Annotated in this window: 14 protein-coding genes; 6 read left to right on the top strand and 8 right to left on the bottom strand. The window is 40.8% G+C overall.

Annotated elements, in window-relative coordinates:
- Positions 1-147: 147 nt before the first annotated feature.
- From PTT44_RS06670 to map, 5 genes are all read right to left on the bottom strand, one after another.
- Positions 148-1,104 (bottom strand): TauD/TfdA dioxygenase family protein, encoded by a 957-nt coding sequence (locus PTT44_RS06670; protein WP_168158085.1) that lies wholly within the window; start codon positions 1,102-1,104, stop codon positions 148-150.
- A gap of 167 nt (positions 1,105-1,271) precedes the next feature.
- Complete coding sequence (locus PTT44_RS06665; RefSeq protein WP_273795572.1) at positions 1,272-1,406, bottom strand: hypothetical protein; 135 nt, start codon at positions 1,404-1,406, stop codon at positions 1,272-1,274.
- Positions 1,399-2,607 (bottom strand): MFS transporter, encoded by a 1,209-nt coding sequence (locus tag PTT44_RS06660; RefSeq protein ID WP_087013304.1) that lies wholly within the window; start codon positions 2,605-2,607, stop codon positions 1,399-1,401. The genes PTT44_RS06665 and PTT44_RS06660 overlap by 8 nt, the downstream gene beginning before the upstream one ends.
- A 152-nt stretch (positions 2,608-2,759) precedes the next feature.
- Positions 2,760-3,842 (bottom strand): OmpW/AlkL family protein, encoded by a 1,083-nt coding sequence (locus PTT44_RS06655; protein WP_168158084.1) that lies wholly within the window; start codon positions 3,840-3,842, stop codon positions 2,760-2,762.
- A gap of 328 nt (positions 3,843-4,170) precedes the next feature.
- The gene (map, locus tag PTT44_RS06650; protein ID WP_004695821.1) at positions 4,171-4,998 is read right to left on the bottom strand and encodes a type I methionyl aminopeptidase; all 828 of its coding nucleotides are present in this window, start codon (positions 4,996-4,998) and stop codon (positions 4,171-4,173) included.
- A 207-nt stretch (positions 4,999-5,205) separates the two neighbouring features.
- Between map and rpsB the strand changes: the two genes are divergently transcribed.
- The 6 genes from rpsB to PTT44_RS06620 all read left to right on the top strand — a co-directional run bounded on the left by rpsB (position 5,206) and on the right by PTT44_RS06620 (position 9,542).
- Positions 5,206-5,955, top strand: a complete 750-nt coding sequence (rpsB, locus tag PTT44_RS06645; protein ID WP_004982536.1) for a 30S ribosomal protein S2 — start codon at positions 5,206-5,208, stop codon at positions 5,953-5,955.
- A gap of 141 nt (positions 5,956-6,096) precedes the next feature.
- The gene (tsf, locus tag PTT44_RS06640; RefSeq protein WP_004695824.1) at positions 6,097-6,972 is read left to right on the top strand and encodes a translation elongation factor Ts; all 876 of its coding nucleotides are present in this window, start codon (positions 6,097-6,099) and stop codon (positions 6,970-6,972) included.
- A gap of 83 nt (positions 6,973-7,055) precedes the next feature.
- Positions 7,056-7,550, top strand: a complete 495-nt coding sequence (locus tag PTT44_RS06635) for a DUF3465 domain-containing protein (RefSeq protein WP_168158083.1) — start codon at positions 7,056-7,058, stop codon at positions 7,548-7,550.
- Positions 7,551-7,617: 67 nt separating this feature from the next.
- Positions 7,618-8,451 carry an AraC family transcriptional regulator gene (locus tag PTT44_RS06630; protein ID WP_078426468.1) on the top strand — a complete coding sequence of 278 codons (834 nt, stop codon included), beginning with the start codon at positions 7,618-7,620 and terminating at the stop codon, positions 8,449-8,451.
- A 68-nt stretch (positions 8,452-8,519) separates the two neighbouring features.
- Positions 8,520-9,221, top strand: a complete 702-nt coding sequence (locus tag PTT44_RS06625) for an AzlC family ABC transporter permease (RefSeq protein ID WP_273795571.1) — start codon at positions 8,520-8,522, stop codon at positions 9,219-9,221.
- 3 nt (positions 9,222-9,224) lie between these two features.
- Positions 9,225-9,542 carry an AzlD domain-containing protein gene (locus tag PTT44_RS06620; protein WP_168158081.1) on the top strand — a complete coding sequence of 106 codons (318 nt, stop codon included), beginning with the start codon at positions 9,225-9,227 and terminating at the stop codon, positions 9,540-9,542.
- A 646-nt stretch (positions 9,543-10,188) separates the two neighbouring features.
- On the opposite strand, the gene PTT44_RS06615 is transcribed toward PTT44_RS06620, so the two are convergent.
- The 3 genes from PTT44_RS06615 to PTT44_RS06605 form a co-directional block, all read right to left on the bottom strand.
- Positions 10,189-10,797 carry a septal ring lytic transglycosylase RlpA family protein gene (locus PTT44_RS06615; protein WP_004695839.1) on the bottom strand — a complete coding sequence of 203 codons (609 nt, stop codon included), beginning with the start codon at positions 10,795-10,797 and terminating at the stop codon, positions 10,189-10,191.
- 287 nt (positions 10,798-11,084) lie between these two features.
- Positions 11,085-12,086 carry a lytic murein transglycosylase B gene (gene mltB / locus PTT44_RS06610; RefSeq protein WP_168158080.1) on the bottom strand — a complete coding sequence of 334 codons (1,002 nt, stop codon included), beginning with the start codon at positions 12,084-12,086 and terminating at the stop codon, positions 11,085-11,087.
- Between the two features lie 458 nt (positions 12,087-12,544).
- On the bottom strand, positions 12,545-13,195 hold the full coding sequence (locus PTT44_RS06605) for a hypothetical protein (RefSeq protein WP_168158079.1): 651 nt from the start codon (positions 13,193-13,195) through the stop codon (positions 12,545-12,547).
- Positions 13,196-13,208: the final 13 nt, after the last annotated feature.

The following is a 13,208-nucleotide window of genomic DNA, read 5'->3' as shown; positions in this document are numbered from 1 at the left end:
CAACAGTAAGTGCCTTCTATTGAAATGCATTTACTGATCAATCGTACATTGTTTGATGGGCTTTTTTTATTGGTTTTTTAACAGATTATCTAAAACAATCGTGACATTTTGGTGTCATGCCAATGAATTATTCATTCTATTTATCACCTAGTACGGACGCCCACCTGCAAGACTAATACGTTTGAGTAAGCGACGTTGATCGACAGGGAAGGGACGACGTGAATGTAGTGTCACCTGATTGTCCCAAAAGACAATATCTCCAGTTTCCCAGTGATGTTCATAACGAAACTCAGGTTTGAGGATGTGCGCACGGAGGGCAGCAATCAGTTCACTGCCTTCGCTATCATCGATATTGAGTAATTCAACTTCCGAACGGGTATTGAGCCAAAGTGCTTTACGCCCAGATTCTGGATGTGTGCGGACTAAGGGATGCGGATAGGCATGACCTAAAATGGGTTGATCTTTAAAGCGATAATAAGGGCTGTCTCCATAACCCGTATTGCCTGTATTACTTTGCGCACGGACGAATGGGTTATAAGTAATCAGCTGTAGCTGGTCGATCTGCTTTTTGACGTCATAGGGAAGCGCATCATAGGCTTTGATGGTATTGAACCAAGAGGTTTGTCCACCGTCTTGAGGAAGCTCAAGGGCATAGAGCAGAGAGCCAAAAGAGGGAAGAGGTGTCCACTGGTGATCGGCATGTGGGGTGAGTTCGCCATGACCAGTATAGTCGCCTTGACCGACCGCATTGGAAACAGGAACCACATCGGGTGGAACACCAGTGTCAGACTGACTAGCCAGCACAGGATTGTCTGCACTTGGACGGAAAATAGAACCAAAATAGCTGGCAAAGGCTAAATATTGCAGATCATCCAGAGTTTGGTTCTTAAAAATTAAAATCAGATGTTCGGCCAAAGCTTGTTTTAAGCGATAAATGGTTTCTCCTGCTTGGGCTTTACGGGCATCTAAACCAAAGACCACAGCACCTAAGGCTTCTTCTGCCAGTGGGATAATTTGTATTTCTTCTGGATTTTGAAATTGTTCAGGTTGATGCCAACGCGGGGCATCATGAATCGCTTGTGAAAGTTGAGTTAATGCGGTCATTTTGATTATTTTCTCTAGATATAGGGTCTAGAGAAAATGTAATCAAAATATGTGTAATCTTAAAATTAAAAGAAGTTCTAAACTTATGAAAAAATTTAAAAAAAACTAAGCTGATGATTATATTGCTTTTCTTTTATAATGAAATATCGAGCTCAAAATATGCAGATTTAATGTGCGCAAAATGCCTGATTAAAATATTCAAATAGGTCAGGCGTATTCAGCCAAAGGCTAATCGCCAGAGCAAACAAAGCAAAGATGCTAATGCCGATACCACACTTGAGCCATAAAAATGAATTAGTCATGGACAACCGCCTTTTCATCGACAAAGAAATGTACCAGTACGCCAAAAACACTCAGAATGATAGAGAACAGCCAAATCAAGTCATAATTACCTGTCACGTCATGGTTCACACCACCTAGCCATCCACCGAAAAATGAACCGACTTGATGAGTAAAGAACACGATGCCACTCAGCATGCTGAGGTATTTAATACCAAACATATTAGCCACAATACCGTTGGTCAAAGGCACTGTAGATAACCATAATAAACCCATCACTACACCAAAGCTATAGATGGTGACTGTGCTGAGTGGGAGCATCAAAAAGGCAATAATGGCAATGCCTCTGAGTCCATATAAGCCCATCAGTAACTTTGGTTTAGAATATTTGCCACCTAGCCAACCCGCAGTGTAGGTGCCAACGATATTAAATAAACCGACCAGCGCTAAGAAAACAGTTCCTGTAGTTGCATTAAAACCATGGTCAATCAAATAGCCAGGTAAATGGATACCTATAAAGACCACTTGGAAGCCACAGACCAAAAAACCGAGAGATAAAAACCAAAATGGTTTATGATTTTTCGCAATGACTAATATATCTTTAAAGCTGAGCTGAACTTGGTTGGTTGACGCATTCGGTACAACAAAGGCGGGAGCTTTGAGCATCCAAGCCAGAGGAACAATCATCGCAATTAAAAGTGCACTAACGACCAACGCCGCAGACCAGCCAAAGTTTTGTAACAGCAGTAAGGTTGACGGCAGCATAATGAACTGCCCAAAAGAACCCGCTGCACTGGCAATACCCATAGCAAGGCTACGTTTTTCAGGCGGTGCAGCACGACCCACCGCGGATAACAATACAGAAAAAGAGGTCGCAGATAATGCTAGGCCCAAAATAAGACCGACACTTAAGTTGAGTAACCAACCCGTTGAGCTGACTGCCATGAGCAGCAAACCGATGGTATACAACACACCACCGACTGCAACCACGATCTTAGAGCCATATTTATCTGCTAATGCACCTGTAAAGGGCTGCGCAGCGCCCCAAATCAGGTTTTGCATCGCAATCGCTAGACTAAAAACATTATGTCCCCAGCCAAACTCATCACTCATAGGCACAAGGTAGAGTCCAAAGCCATGTCGGACACCCAGTGATAATGCCAGAATTATTGCACTTCCAATGAGCATATAAATCAGCGGTTTGGAAAAACGAGTTTCTGACATATTTCAACCAAAAAATGAGCTTAGAGTTCGCTATATTAAGTGAATTATTTGCTGAAAGCGATGATAAAAAATTGACTATTTGATCAATAAAAACAATGAATATTCATGAAAAAAGACGACTTGGTGTCGTCTTTTTGGTAGTTGTTTGAAGCTTAGAACCGGTAGCCGACACCTGCATAAGCCAGAATTGGGTTGATTTCAATATCAGCTGTGGATTTGATTAGTTCACCGTGCGTAGCATCTTTGACGGTAATCGTGGTTTCATTTTTAAGATGAGCATAGGACACCGAGCCGACAGCAAACCATTTATCGTTAAAGTCATAGGTGAAACCGACGGTTGCAATAGGGGCGAAGGCATCGGTTGCTTCTAGCTTAACTTTGGGATTGGCTGAACTCTTTTTCCCTTCAAGTGATGCACCAGCATTTCCTTCTTTAATATTGGCAATCATATGACCTGCTGCAATCAAGTCTTTTTCAGTTTGTGGGTTAATTTCTAGCTCATTGAAGTAGGCATACATCATTCCAACACCGACATAGGGGCGGAATTTATTCACACCTGTTTTACCAAAGTGATATTGGAACTCGAAAGCAGGTGTCCACGCTCGTGCAGATGCCGCAGGGCCATGTGCTTCTAAGTCGGTAATGAAAATATTATTTTTTAAGTCAATATTTAAAAATTCTAAGGGGAGGTCGCCAATTTGTGGAGTCGCAACTGCGGCGAAGGGTGCATAAATTTTTCCTTTGCCTTGTAAGTCGACTTTAGGCGGAATACCAGCTTTCATCTCGAAGGAAATATTATCGGTAAAAAAGTAGTTGGTCATGATGCCAAGGGTTGTGACATCATCGGCTTCTAAACCCGTACCTGGGTTATCCCAGCTTTCGAGGCCGCTTATAGTGGATGAACCACTTAAACCTGAACTGAGATTCCCCCCTGTTACAAACCCCAATACTTTGAGTGCATCGGCTAATAATCTTTGGTCAACATCTTCATTTAGATTATTTAAGACGGTGTCGACTTTAATGTCACCATTTTTGGCTACTTCGCCTTCTTTAACTGATGTGTTAACTCGGAAGGGTTGAGCTTTACCTTGTGGCATGACGTGTAAAGCACCGACCGATACAGAAAAGCGTTTAAATCCATCACCATCTTGTAGACTAAAATAAGGTGAATCTGCATGTGTGAGCATAGGCAAGGCAGCAATAGACGTTGCTACACAAAGCAATGTTTTTTTCATTCTGGGACTCCATGTCCAAATTAGCTATTCGTTTTTATAGAGCGTATTATTAAGGTTGCTGCTACGATAAAGCTGTTGTTTTTGAAGGACATGTGTTTTTGACATTTGTGAATGTCAAAACCTGTTTTGTGTGATCGTGTTACTAGCTTGCAATCTTTGTTACAGATGAATGAATATAATAGAGCGCTACTGTTGAGTATTTTTTGATTATAGATGTTTGTAAAATAAAGAATAAATTTCACATCCAATATTTGCTTAGTCATAAAAAAGACCACCAGTAGGTGGTCTTTTTGACAGATGGCATCATATTTCATGCCAATGACAGCAATTAAGACTGAAAACGTGATAAATCTTCTTCAGGACGTGCAGTTAACACTTCAACCCCATTTTTAGTGACCAACAACGTATGTTCATACTGTGCAGACAAACTATGGTCTTTGGTCACTACCGTCCATTTATCCCCCAGTAATTTAGTTTTCCAGTCACCACCATTGACCATTGGCTCAATGGTAAAGGTCATGCCTTCTTCTAAAATCATGCCTGAGTTTGGTTGACCATAGTGTAAGACTTGAGGTTCGTCATGGAACACAGTCCCAATACCGTGACCACAGTATTCACGCACGACACCAAAACGTTCCGATTCGACATATTGTTGAATGGCGTGACCAATGTCGCCAATGGTTGAACCCGGCTTCACTGTTGCTATTCCACGGTACATTGCTTCTTGAGCTACTTTACATAAACGATTCGCAAGAATAGAAGTTTCGCCACCCACGATGTACATCATGTTGGTATCGCCGTGGAAACCATCTTTAATGACCGTCACATCAATATTTAAAATATCACCTTTTTTCAACACTTTTGCATCTGAAGGAATGCCGTGACAGACCACATGGTTTACAGAAGTACAAATCACATGTTGGAACGCAGGGCGACCCGGCGCTGCACCGTAACCTAAACATGCTGGAATCGCGTCTTGTTTATTGACAATATAATCGTGACAAATCGTATCTAACTCAAGTGTAGTCACACCTGGTTTAATATGTGGCTTGATCATATCCAAGACTTCAGCCGCCAGTCGTCCAGCCACACGCATCTTTTCGATGTCTTCAGCGCTTTTGATGAGTCGACGGGGTGCTTCGTAAGTACTGTTCATGATCTCTAAAAACTTTTGGAAATTTGTGTGTGACTATGGTATAAATAGCCGCCCATTTTATCAAATGCTTTTTCGTGAATAAATTTCACGGGCTTTGTGCGATGGGGCAATAAAATCCGCACATATATCGACACATTTCTCTGGGTGCCCGTTAGGGTGGAGGATGCGGATATATGGAGGCCTAACCCAAACTTTAAGGTAAAGAAAATGGCAGATTACAACGTAAGCATGCGCGACCTTCTTCAAGCAGGCGCACACTTCGGTCACCAAACACGTTTCTGGAACCCAAAGATGCGTCAATACATCTTTGGTGCGCGTAACAAAATTCACATCATCAACCTTGAGCACACTGTTCCTGCGTTAAATGATGCTTTGAACTTTGTTAACAACCTTGCTAGCAAAAAGAATAAAGTATTGTTTGTTGGTACGAAACGTGCTGCTTCTAACATCATCCGTGAACAAGCACAACGTGCTGGTCAACCATATGTTGATCACCGTTGGTTAGGTGGTATGTTGACGAACTGGAAAACACTTCGCCAATCTATCAACCGTCTTAAAGACCTTCAAACTCAATCTCAAGATGGTACTTTCGCTAAGCTTACTAAACGTGAAGCTTTAGAGCGTACTCGTGAGATGGAAAAACTTGAACGCGCTTTAGGCGGCGTTAAAAACATGGGTGGTTTACCTGACGCATTATTCGTAATCGACGTTGATCACGAAGCAATTGCAATTAAAGAAGCTAAAAACCTTGGTATTCCTGTAATTGGTATCGTTGATACAAACTCTAACCCAGACAACGTAGACTACGTTATTCCGGGTAATGACGATGCGATCCGTGCAGTTACTTTGTATGCTTCTGCTATGGCTGATGCGATTCTTGCTGGTAAAGAATATGCTCAATCACAAGCAAATGCACAAGCTAAAGTTGAAGAAGCTAAAGAAGCTCCTGAGGCTTAATGCGTTTGACGTAAGCTTGTCATTTTTGCGACATGTGATGGTGGCAAAGTAAGCGTCATGTATGCAGACGGCCCAAGAGACAGCTCTGGGCCGTTTCTGTTCTAAAAAGAATTCATTTTCTACCGTATTTAGGAGATTGACATGACTGCAGTTACAGCAAGCATGGTTAAAGAATTGCGCGATCGTACTGGTCTTGCAATGATGGAATGTAAAAAAGCACTAACAGAAGCGAATGGTGACATCGAATTAGCGATTGATAACCTTCGTAAATCTGGTCAAGCTAAAGCGGCTAAAAAAGCGGGTAACATTGCAGCTGATGGCGCAATCACTATCGCTCAAGACGGTAACAAAGCGCTTCTTTTAGAAGTAAACTGCCAAACTGACTTCGTTGCTAAAGACGAAAACTTTGCTGGTTTCTCTGCTCAAGTTGCTGCTGCTGCGTTAGCTGCTGGCGAAACTGATGCTGCTAAAATTGCTGAATTGAAACTTGAAGATGGTGCAACTGTAGAAGAAGCGCGTATTGCTCTTGTTCAAAAAATCGGTGAAAACATCCAAGTTCGTCGTGCTCAAATCATTGAAGGCGAAAACCTTGCAGTTTACAAACACGGTTTAAAAATCGGTGTTGTTGTATCTTACACAGGTGATGCTGCGACTGGTAAAGGTATTGCAATGCACGTTGCTGCATTCAACCCAGTTGCTATCTCTGCTGAAGGTGTATCTGCTGAACTTATCGCTAAAGAGAAAGAAATTGCTGAAGCTAAAGCAATCGAATCTGGTAAGCCTGCAAACATCGTCGAGAAAATGGTCACTGGTTCAGTTGAGAAATACTTGAACGAAGTTGCTCTTGATCGTCAAATGTACGTAATCGACAACGACAAGAAAGTTGCTGACGTTCTTAAAGCAACTGGTACTACAGTTGTTCAATTCGCTCGCTTTGAAGTGGGTGAAGGTATTGAGAAAAAAGCTGAACTTTCTTTCGCTGAAGAAGTTGCTGCTGCTCAAGCTGCTGCAAAATAATTGAAAAATTATTTTGAGTAAAAAAAGCCCCTTTGGGGCTTTTTTTATACAATTAATAAAAATAAAACGAGGGAAGTAAACAAGTGGCCAACAAAACCAACCTGAGTATTGGTGCGGTGATCGTACTTTTGATTGCTGCATATTTCGGAATCGATCTTCAAGAAAATCAATTACAAACATCGACACCATCAGTCGCGGTAGAACCCACTACACAGACCAGTCAACCGCAAAATCAAGTGCTTGATGGCACAACAAAAATTGCCCAAGCGTTTCGAAGCCGGAAAAGTAATATTCAAGTTCAATCACAAGGGCGTGTTGTGGCTGTGCTTAAGGATGATAATGACGGTTCTCATCATCAAAAATTTATTGTAGAACTCCCTAATGCAATGACGGTTTTGGTTGCACATAATATTGATTTGGCACCACGCATTGAACGCTTACAGAAAGGGGATACCGTTGGTTTCAATGGTGAATACGAATATAGTGAAAAAGGCGGGGTGATCCACTGGACACATCACGATCCACAACAGCGCCATGAAGGTGGTTGGTTAAAGCACCAAGGAAAAACCTATCAGTAGTAGAGCAATTTTGTTCTATACGTTTTGCTGAATCGCAGTATGCTGAGTGTTCAGGAGAGGCCAACTCATGCACGAAATCAGACCCAGTGAATTTGTAAATTACCATCATGTTCAAGAACTTGATGGTCTTGAAATGTTAAAAGCCTCCTATCAACATACGCAGTTTTCAAAACATACCCATGAAGGCTACTGTATTGGTTTAATTGATGAAGGTGCGCAGTCTTTTTTACGCACAGGAAATCAGCATATTGCACCGCAAGGCGACATTATTTTAGTGAATGCTGATGAGGTACATACGGGTTCTTCTGCTGTTGAAACTGGGTGGTGTTATCGAGCAATTTATCCGACTCCTGAAATGATCCAAGAGGTGAGTCAAGATTTTTTTCATGAAGCCGGTACTATGCCGTGGTTTCCGCAAGCTGTGGTTCATGATGAAGGGCTAGCCGAACAATTGAATTTGCTGTTCGATTTGTTATTACAGCCGAAAAATACACTGTTTAAGCAGAGTTTATATATTTCAACTTTGGCTTATTTATTAAGCCGTTATAATCAATCTAAGAAAATATTAAAAGACTTGCCTGAAGCGCAGCGTAAAGTGGTCTTGGTACAAGAACTACTTGCTGCAGAACCTGAAAGAGAGCATCAACTGGCCGAGCTCGCCGCTGTCGTCGGGATGAGCCCATGGCATTTACTACGTCAATTTAAAAAGTTTACAGGACTTCCACCTCATGCATGGTTGGTACAGTTTCGATTACGTAAATCTTTATATTTACTTAAACAAGGCTGCGAGATTGCGACAGTCGCACAACTCTGTGGTTTCTCTGATCAAAGCCATTACACTCGTCATTTTAAAAAGTCTTTGGGCTGTACGCCTGCGCAATATCTGGCACATAAAATTTAAAATAACAGCAATTTCATACAAGAAAGCCATTTAAGCCATGCCGCATATTGACTCTAGCGAATTGAAAAATGGAGTCTGCTGTGCAGTCGCAATTGATCCAACAAAAAGGTTTAAGCTTTTTCCGTGGTGTACAAGATATGTTGCCGCTTTCAGTCGCCGTTATTCCATGGGGGATATTGGCTGGCTCAGCAGCGATTAATGCGGGCCTGAGTGTTATGCAAGCTGTAGGCATGTCAGCGTTAGTGTTTGCAGGTGCGGCACAATTGGTCAGTTTGAGCATGCTCATGACGGGTGCATCTTTACTGAGTATTCTGATCACCGTGTTTTTTCTCACCAGCCAGCACTTTATTTATGCACTGAGTCTAAGAGAAGAGGTGAAGCCTTGGTCACTCAAAAGAAGATTGAGCATCGGCTTTTTGCTAACCGATGAACTCTACGCCACCGCGATGCTGAAGGAAAAGCCGTCTTATGCCTATATGTTGGGTGCAGGATTCAGCTTTTATGTCAGTTGGGTGTTGTTTAGTCTAATGGGTATTTTGCTTGCAAATAAAGTACCTGATCTTTCAACTCTCCACTTAGAATTTTCAATTGTGGTGGTGTTCTTGGTTATGGCGGTGATGCTGATTCAAAATAGGGCCGCAATTTATGGCGTGGTGAGTTCATCGATCATGGTGCTGATTTTGAGTTGGTTAGAAATAGGATCAGCTATTTTGCTGGCTGGGTTTAGTGGGATGTGGGTTGCTGCGCTCTTTGATCAAGCGGAGGACTAAAACATGACCTGGTTATTTGTTTTGAGCTTGACCTGTGTGACCTTTTTTAATCGGTATTTATTTTTAGAGCCTAAAACTCAAATTAGACTGCCTAAATTTGCGACACGCATGCTGAAATATGCGGCACCTTGTCTGATGGTTTCGATTTGTTTGCCACTGGTTTTTTTCGAAGGCGGACACTGGAAAGGGACATTTGAAAATAGCTATTTTTATGGGGCAATTTTTACGTTGTTAATCACTCTTTTGACGAGAAAATTATTGCTCAGTATTTTGCTGAGTTTAGGATTTTTTTACGGTCTGAATCTGTTATTCGATTTCTAGCATTTCATCAGCAAATAGGCCCATAAAATACCGAAAAAAGCATGAAAAAGTGTGAGAGCCCGATCTTTTTCATTGCTTTTAAATTTGTGTTGCTCTAAATGCTCACTATTTGCGATTTTTAGTATGTCTATCAAATTGGCGTAGCTTTGATCGGGGAACTAAAAAAGTTGAAAATAGAGCAAATGAGGCGGGGTTTGAGAACTTTGAAGAAATAAGAAGGTTTTCTTTTGAGTTTTGGTTCATAAAACTGCCCTAATTATACAAAAACAAGCAGGGCAATAGTGAATCTAATATCGCAAAAATGGCGCTTAATTTACTAGGTAATTCATAAAATCATTTTAATTTGAAGAATGCTTAAAACTACAGTTCAGGGTGGGTAGAAAAATTGGCTTTGATCAGATAAGAATGAGCCGAGAAAATATTTAATTTTGCTAGTCTTCCACCGCTGTAAAAATGTGAGAGCACTCGCTTCAAAAAAATCGGATCGATTAGATTTCGCATCTTATTCAAACTAAGCATCTGGGATGGATTAAATGATGGAGATCGAGCTGTTTACGGTTGTGTAAAACATTAGGCAAAGATAGGACAATAAAAAAAGCCACATTACTGTGGCTTTGCTGTCAAATGCATGCTGTAGGAAAGAATCTTAAGAGTTTGGTCCATCAATACGTTCAATGCTGACTTTCGCAGTACCTGCATTGGTAATACCCAGTTGCTTCGCAGCACCATAAGAAAGATCAAGTACGCGGTTACCATGGAATGGGCCGCGGTCATTTACTTTAACCACAACACTTTTACCATTGGTTTTATTCGTTACACGAATAAAGCAGTTTAGTGGCAAGCTACGATGAGCTGCAGTTAATGCATTCATATCGAATGTTTCACCGCTTGCTGTTTTACGACCGTGGAACTGACGACCATACCAAGACGCCATACCCGTTTGACTAAACTTACGTACTGTATTTGATGCAACAGTATTTAACTTTTCAATCACTGAAGGCTCTTCTTCAGGGATCTCAATTTTTGCAGCGATTGTTTCGCGACGAATTTTATCGCCTGAACGTTCAGTGATTGAAAGGCTATTTAAATTTGAGAAGTGTGAGTTAAAGCCTTGAGCATCTTTATTCAAGACACGCGCAGCTAGGCGAGAGTTATCGTTATCATTGGTAAATGATGACTGAACCATCTCTGCTTGCGATTGGCTCAGCGCGATGGTCGAGGCAATGGCCAGTATATATTTAAGCGAAGACTGCATTTATAAACTCCAAAAGACAATACTTTTTTCTTTAAACTAAGTGGTTGAAAGATAAAAAAACTTGCCTGTTAATTCACTTTTGCAACAACATTTGACGAAATGGATAATATTCATGCAGTCATAAGCATGTCTAGTGTTTAATTAAAATAATGATAAAAACTACATAAACCGAACATTCTTTGATTAAAAAATAATCAATATTGTAACAAGGTGTGAAAAAAGTCGAAATTTACATCATTTTTAAATATTTTTTTATTGACATCTCAAGCTTGAGTAAAAAGCTAGCCCTATCGGCTAGCAATTTCAGCCCCTAATTGCCACACCGCAGTCGCATACATACGGCTCTTGTTATAGGTCGTAATCACTTGAAAGTTAGGGTAAGTGATGTAATAACTTTGCCCATAATTTTCCTGTAGTTGGATCACATTCACCATATCTAAATCATCGATTTTGACAATCGGATTGGTCGGTTGAATGCCCTGATTTTTTAAAACACCATAAGGCGTCGGTAAAGTTAAATCTTTAGCAATGACTGCTTCAGGATTTGAGCCACTATAGCGTGCTGCGAATCCAATTGGTTGATTACGTTGCCAGCCATGATTTGCTAAATAGTTGGCAATTGAACCAATCGCATCGACTGCTGAATTTCGTAAATCGACATGACCATTGCCGTCATAATCGACACCAAACTTTGGAATATTGCTAGGCATAAATTGTGGGTAGCCCACCGCACCTGCATACGAACCTACAACCGAGTTGGTTGGCACGCCATCTTTATAGCTCCACGCAATTAAGGCGCCGAGTTCATCTTGGAAATATTGCTTACGACGTTCGTAACCAAAACCTAAAGTGGCTAAGGCATCACGGGTGACAAAATTACCTTTGTTCGTCCCAAAACCTGTTTCTACCCCTAAAATGCCGAGAATGACTGATTGCGGTACACCATATTGTTGTTCGGCGCGGTTTAAAGTATCTGCGTACTGTGCTTTAAAACGGACACCACGTTGAATGGTGCTTTCTGCCATAAAGTTGGTTTTATATTCGTACCACGGTTTACTTTCACCAGGGCGGTTCATAATGTTGATGATGTTGGGTACATTTTTAGAACCATTCATCGCCCAATCGACTTGTTCAGCAGACAGACCATAATTTTGCATGGTTTTTTGTTTAAAGCTGAAATAGTCAGGATGAGAAGCGAAATCGTTGGCTTGGCAAAAACTGGTGATCGACAAAGCGCCAATCAATAAAGGTAAACGTTTAACTTTGTTATAAAAGTTTAAATTTAACATAGAAGTCTAATTTCCAGAGTCGTTATTGGCAGTGGAGCAAAGCGAATAGGGTAAAGCCCATAGTTCGCGTTTCTGTTATGTCGAAATTCTTGTGAACGGAGTCTAGCGTGAATAGGCTTTAAGATAACATTGTCTGTACTGAAGCGGGCAAATAGGTATACAAAAAAAGACAAACTCAGCCTATATAAAGGACAGATCAATCAAAATGGTACAGTTTTTCAGGCAGAATATTTACGTGACTATATAAGTCAAGTTTTACTGACTGATATAAAAAGTCTTCCTTATATAGAAGCAATTAAAATTGTAGTGTTTAGGGTCTAGTGACAATGACAAGAAGATCTGGCCTCAGCTTATATATGGACTTTATATAAAGAGCAAGAAATCACAGCTTAGAAACCAAAATGACCCTACATAAATAGAGTCATTTTGATCTGAAAAGTTTCGAAGACTTTTAGTACTTAAGCATGAAATAAGGTGTCGTGATATTCAGCCAAAGCTAAAAGTTCATCTTTGGTTAAATTGGGGATGATTTTATTGGCAGCAATATGCACTGCTTTAATGACAGCTGCAGAACCGATATCGGCTGCTTTACGCTTAATCATGCCCAAATCGAGGGTTTTATTAAAGTCATTCATGAAGTGGCGTACAGTCGCTTCAGCAAACTGTTTATACAGTTCGGTTAACGCGGCTTTATCTACTTCATTGCCTGCTTTAATTTCAGCATAGTTATATTTGAGGCTGGTCACTAAGCTTGCATCTAATGCTTCACCCACACGGAACTGATCTTCAGCATCTTTAAACAAGCTTTTTTCAGAAAACTGAATCGATGCTTGAACCACATCATTCGATGATTTGCCTAAAAGTTGCTTCAACAAAACCGCAACTGTTGACTTAATATAGCCAGCCAGTTTCTCGGCTGTGTCACGTTTATCACTCGGTGGAAAACGGCGAACTAACTCAGTCAAAATGGCATCAATAATTTCATCATTGATGAGGAGTGCTGTTTTATCACGAAGTGGATATAAAGGTTCACTTGAGTCTTTCTTCTGCTGAGCAGTTTGAATAGTCTGTAAAAGTTCAGTCGATGGAATAAAACCAAAAAATGGCATCGTGTATTAACCT

The organism is Acinetobacter sp. Gutcm_16, assembly GCF_028649355.1.
Classification (GTDB): domain Bacteria; phylum Pseudomonadota; class Gammaproteobacteria; order Pseudomonadales; family Moraxellaceae; genus Acinetobacter; species Acinetobacter johnsonii.
Note: the sequence above shows the minus strand (reverse complement) of the source record. Positions and strands in the feature narration are given on the sequence as shown.

What these genes read in the sequence shown, in the direction of transcription:
- PTT44_RS06665 (WP_273795572.1), bottom strand. Translation starts at nt 1,406, where the DNA reads ATGACTAATTCATTTTTATGGCTCAAGTGTGGTATCGGCATTAGCATC.
- map (WP_004695821.1), bottom strand. Translation starts at nt 4,998, where the DNA reads ATGAACAGTACTTACGAAGCACCCCGTCGACTCATCAAAAGCGCTGAA.
- tsf (WP_004695824.1), top strand. Translation starts at nt 6,097, where the DNA reads ATGACTGCAGTTACAGCAAGCATGGTTAAAGAATTGCGCGATCGTACT.
- rpsB (WP_004982536.1), top strand. Translation starts at nt 5,206, where the DNA reads ATGGCAGATTACAACGTAAGCATGCGCGACCTTCTTCAAGCAGGCGCA.
- PTT44_RS06670 (WP_168158085.1), bottom strand. Translation starts at nt 1,104, where the DNA reads ATGACCGCATTAACTCAACTTTCACAAGCGATTCATGATGCCCCGCGT.
- mltB (WP_168158080.1), bottom strand. Translation starts at nt 12,086, where the DNA reads ATGTTAAATTTAAACTTTTATAACAAAGTTAAACGTTTACCTTTATTG.
- PTT44_RS06625 (WP_273795571.1), top strand. Translation starts at nt 8,520, where the DNA reads ATGGAGTCTGCTGTGCAGTCGCAATTGATCCAACAAAAAGGTTTAAGC.
- PTT44_RS06660 (WP_087013304.1), bottom strand. Translation starts at nt 2,607, where the DNA reads ATGTCAGAAACTCGTTTTTCCAAACCGCTGATTTATATGCTCATTGGA.
- PTT44_RS06615 (WP_004695839.1), bottom strand. Translation starts at nt 10,797, where the DNA reads ATGCAGTCTTCGCTTAAATATATACTGGCCATTGCCTCGACCATCGCG.
- PTT44_RS06605 (WP_168158079.1), bottom strand. Translation starts at nt 13,195, where the DNA reads ATGCCATTTTTTGGTTTTATTCCATCGACTGAACTTTTACAGACTATT.
- PTT44_RS06630 (WP_078426468.1), top strand. Translation starts at nt 7,618, where the DNA reads ATGCACGAAATCAGACCCAGTGAATTTGTAAATTACCATCATGTTCAA.
- PTT44_RS06620 (WP_168158081.1), top strand. Translation starts at nt 9,225, where the DNA reads ATGACCTGGTTATTTGTTTTGAGCTTGACCTGTGTGACCTTTTTTAAT.
- PTT44_RS06655 (WP_168158084.1), bottom strand. Translation starts at nt 3,842, where the DNA reads ATGAAAAAAACATTGCTTTGTGTAGCAACGTCTATTGCTGCCTTGCCT.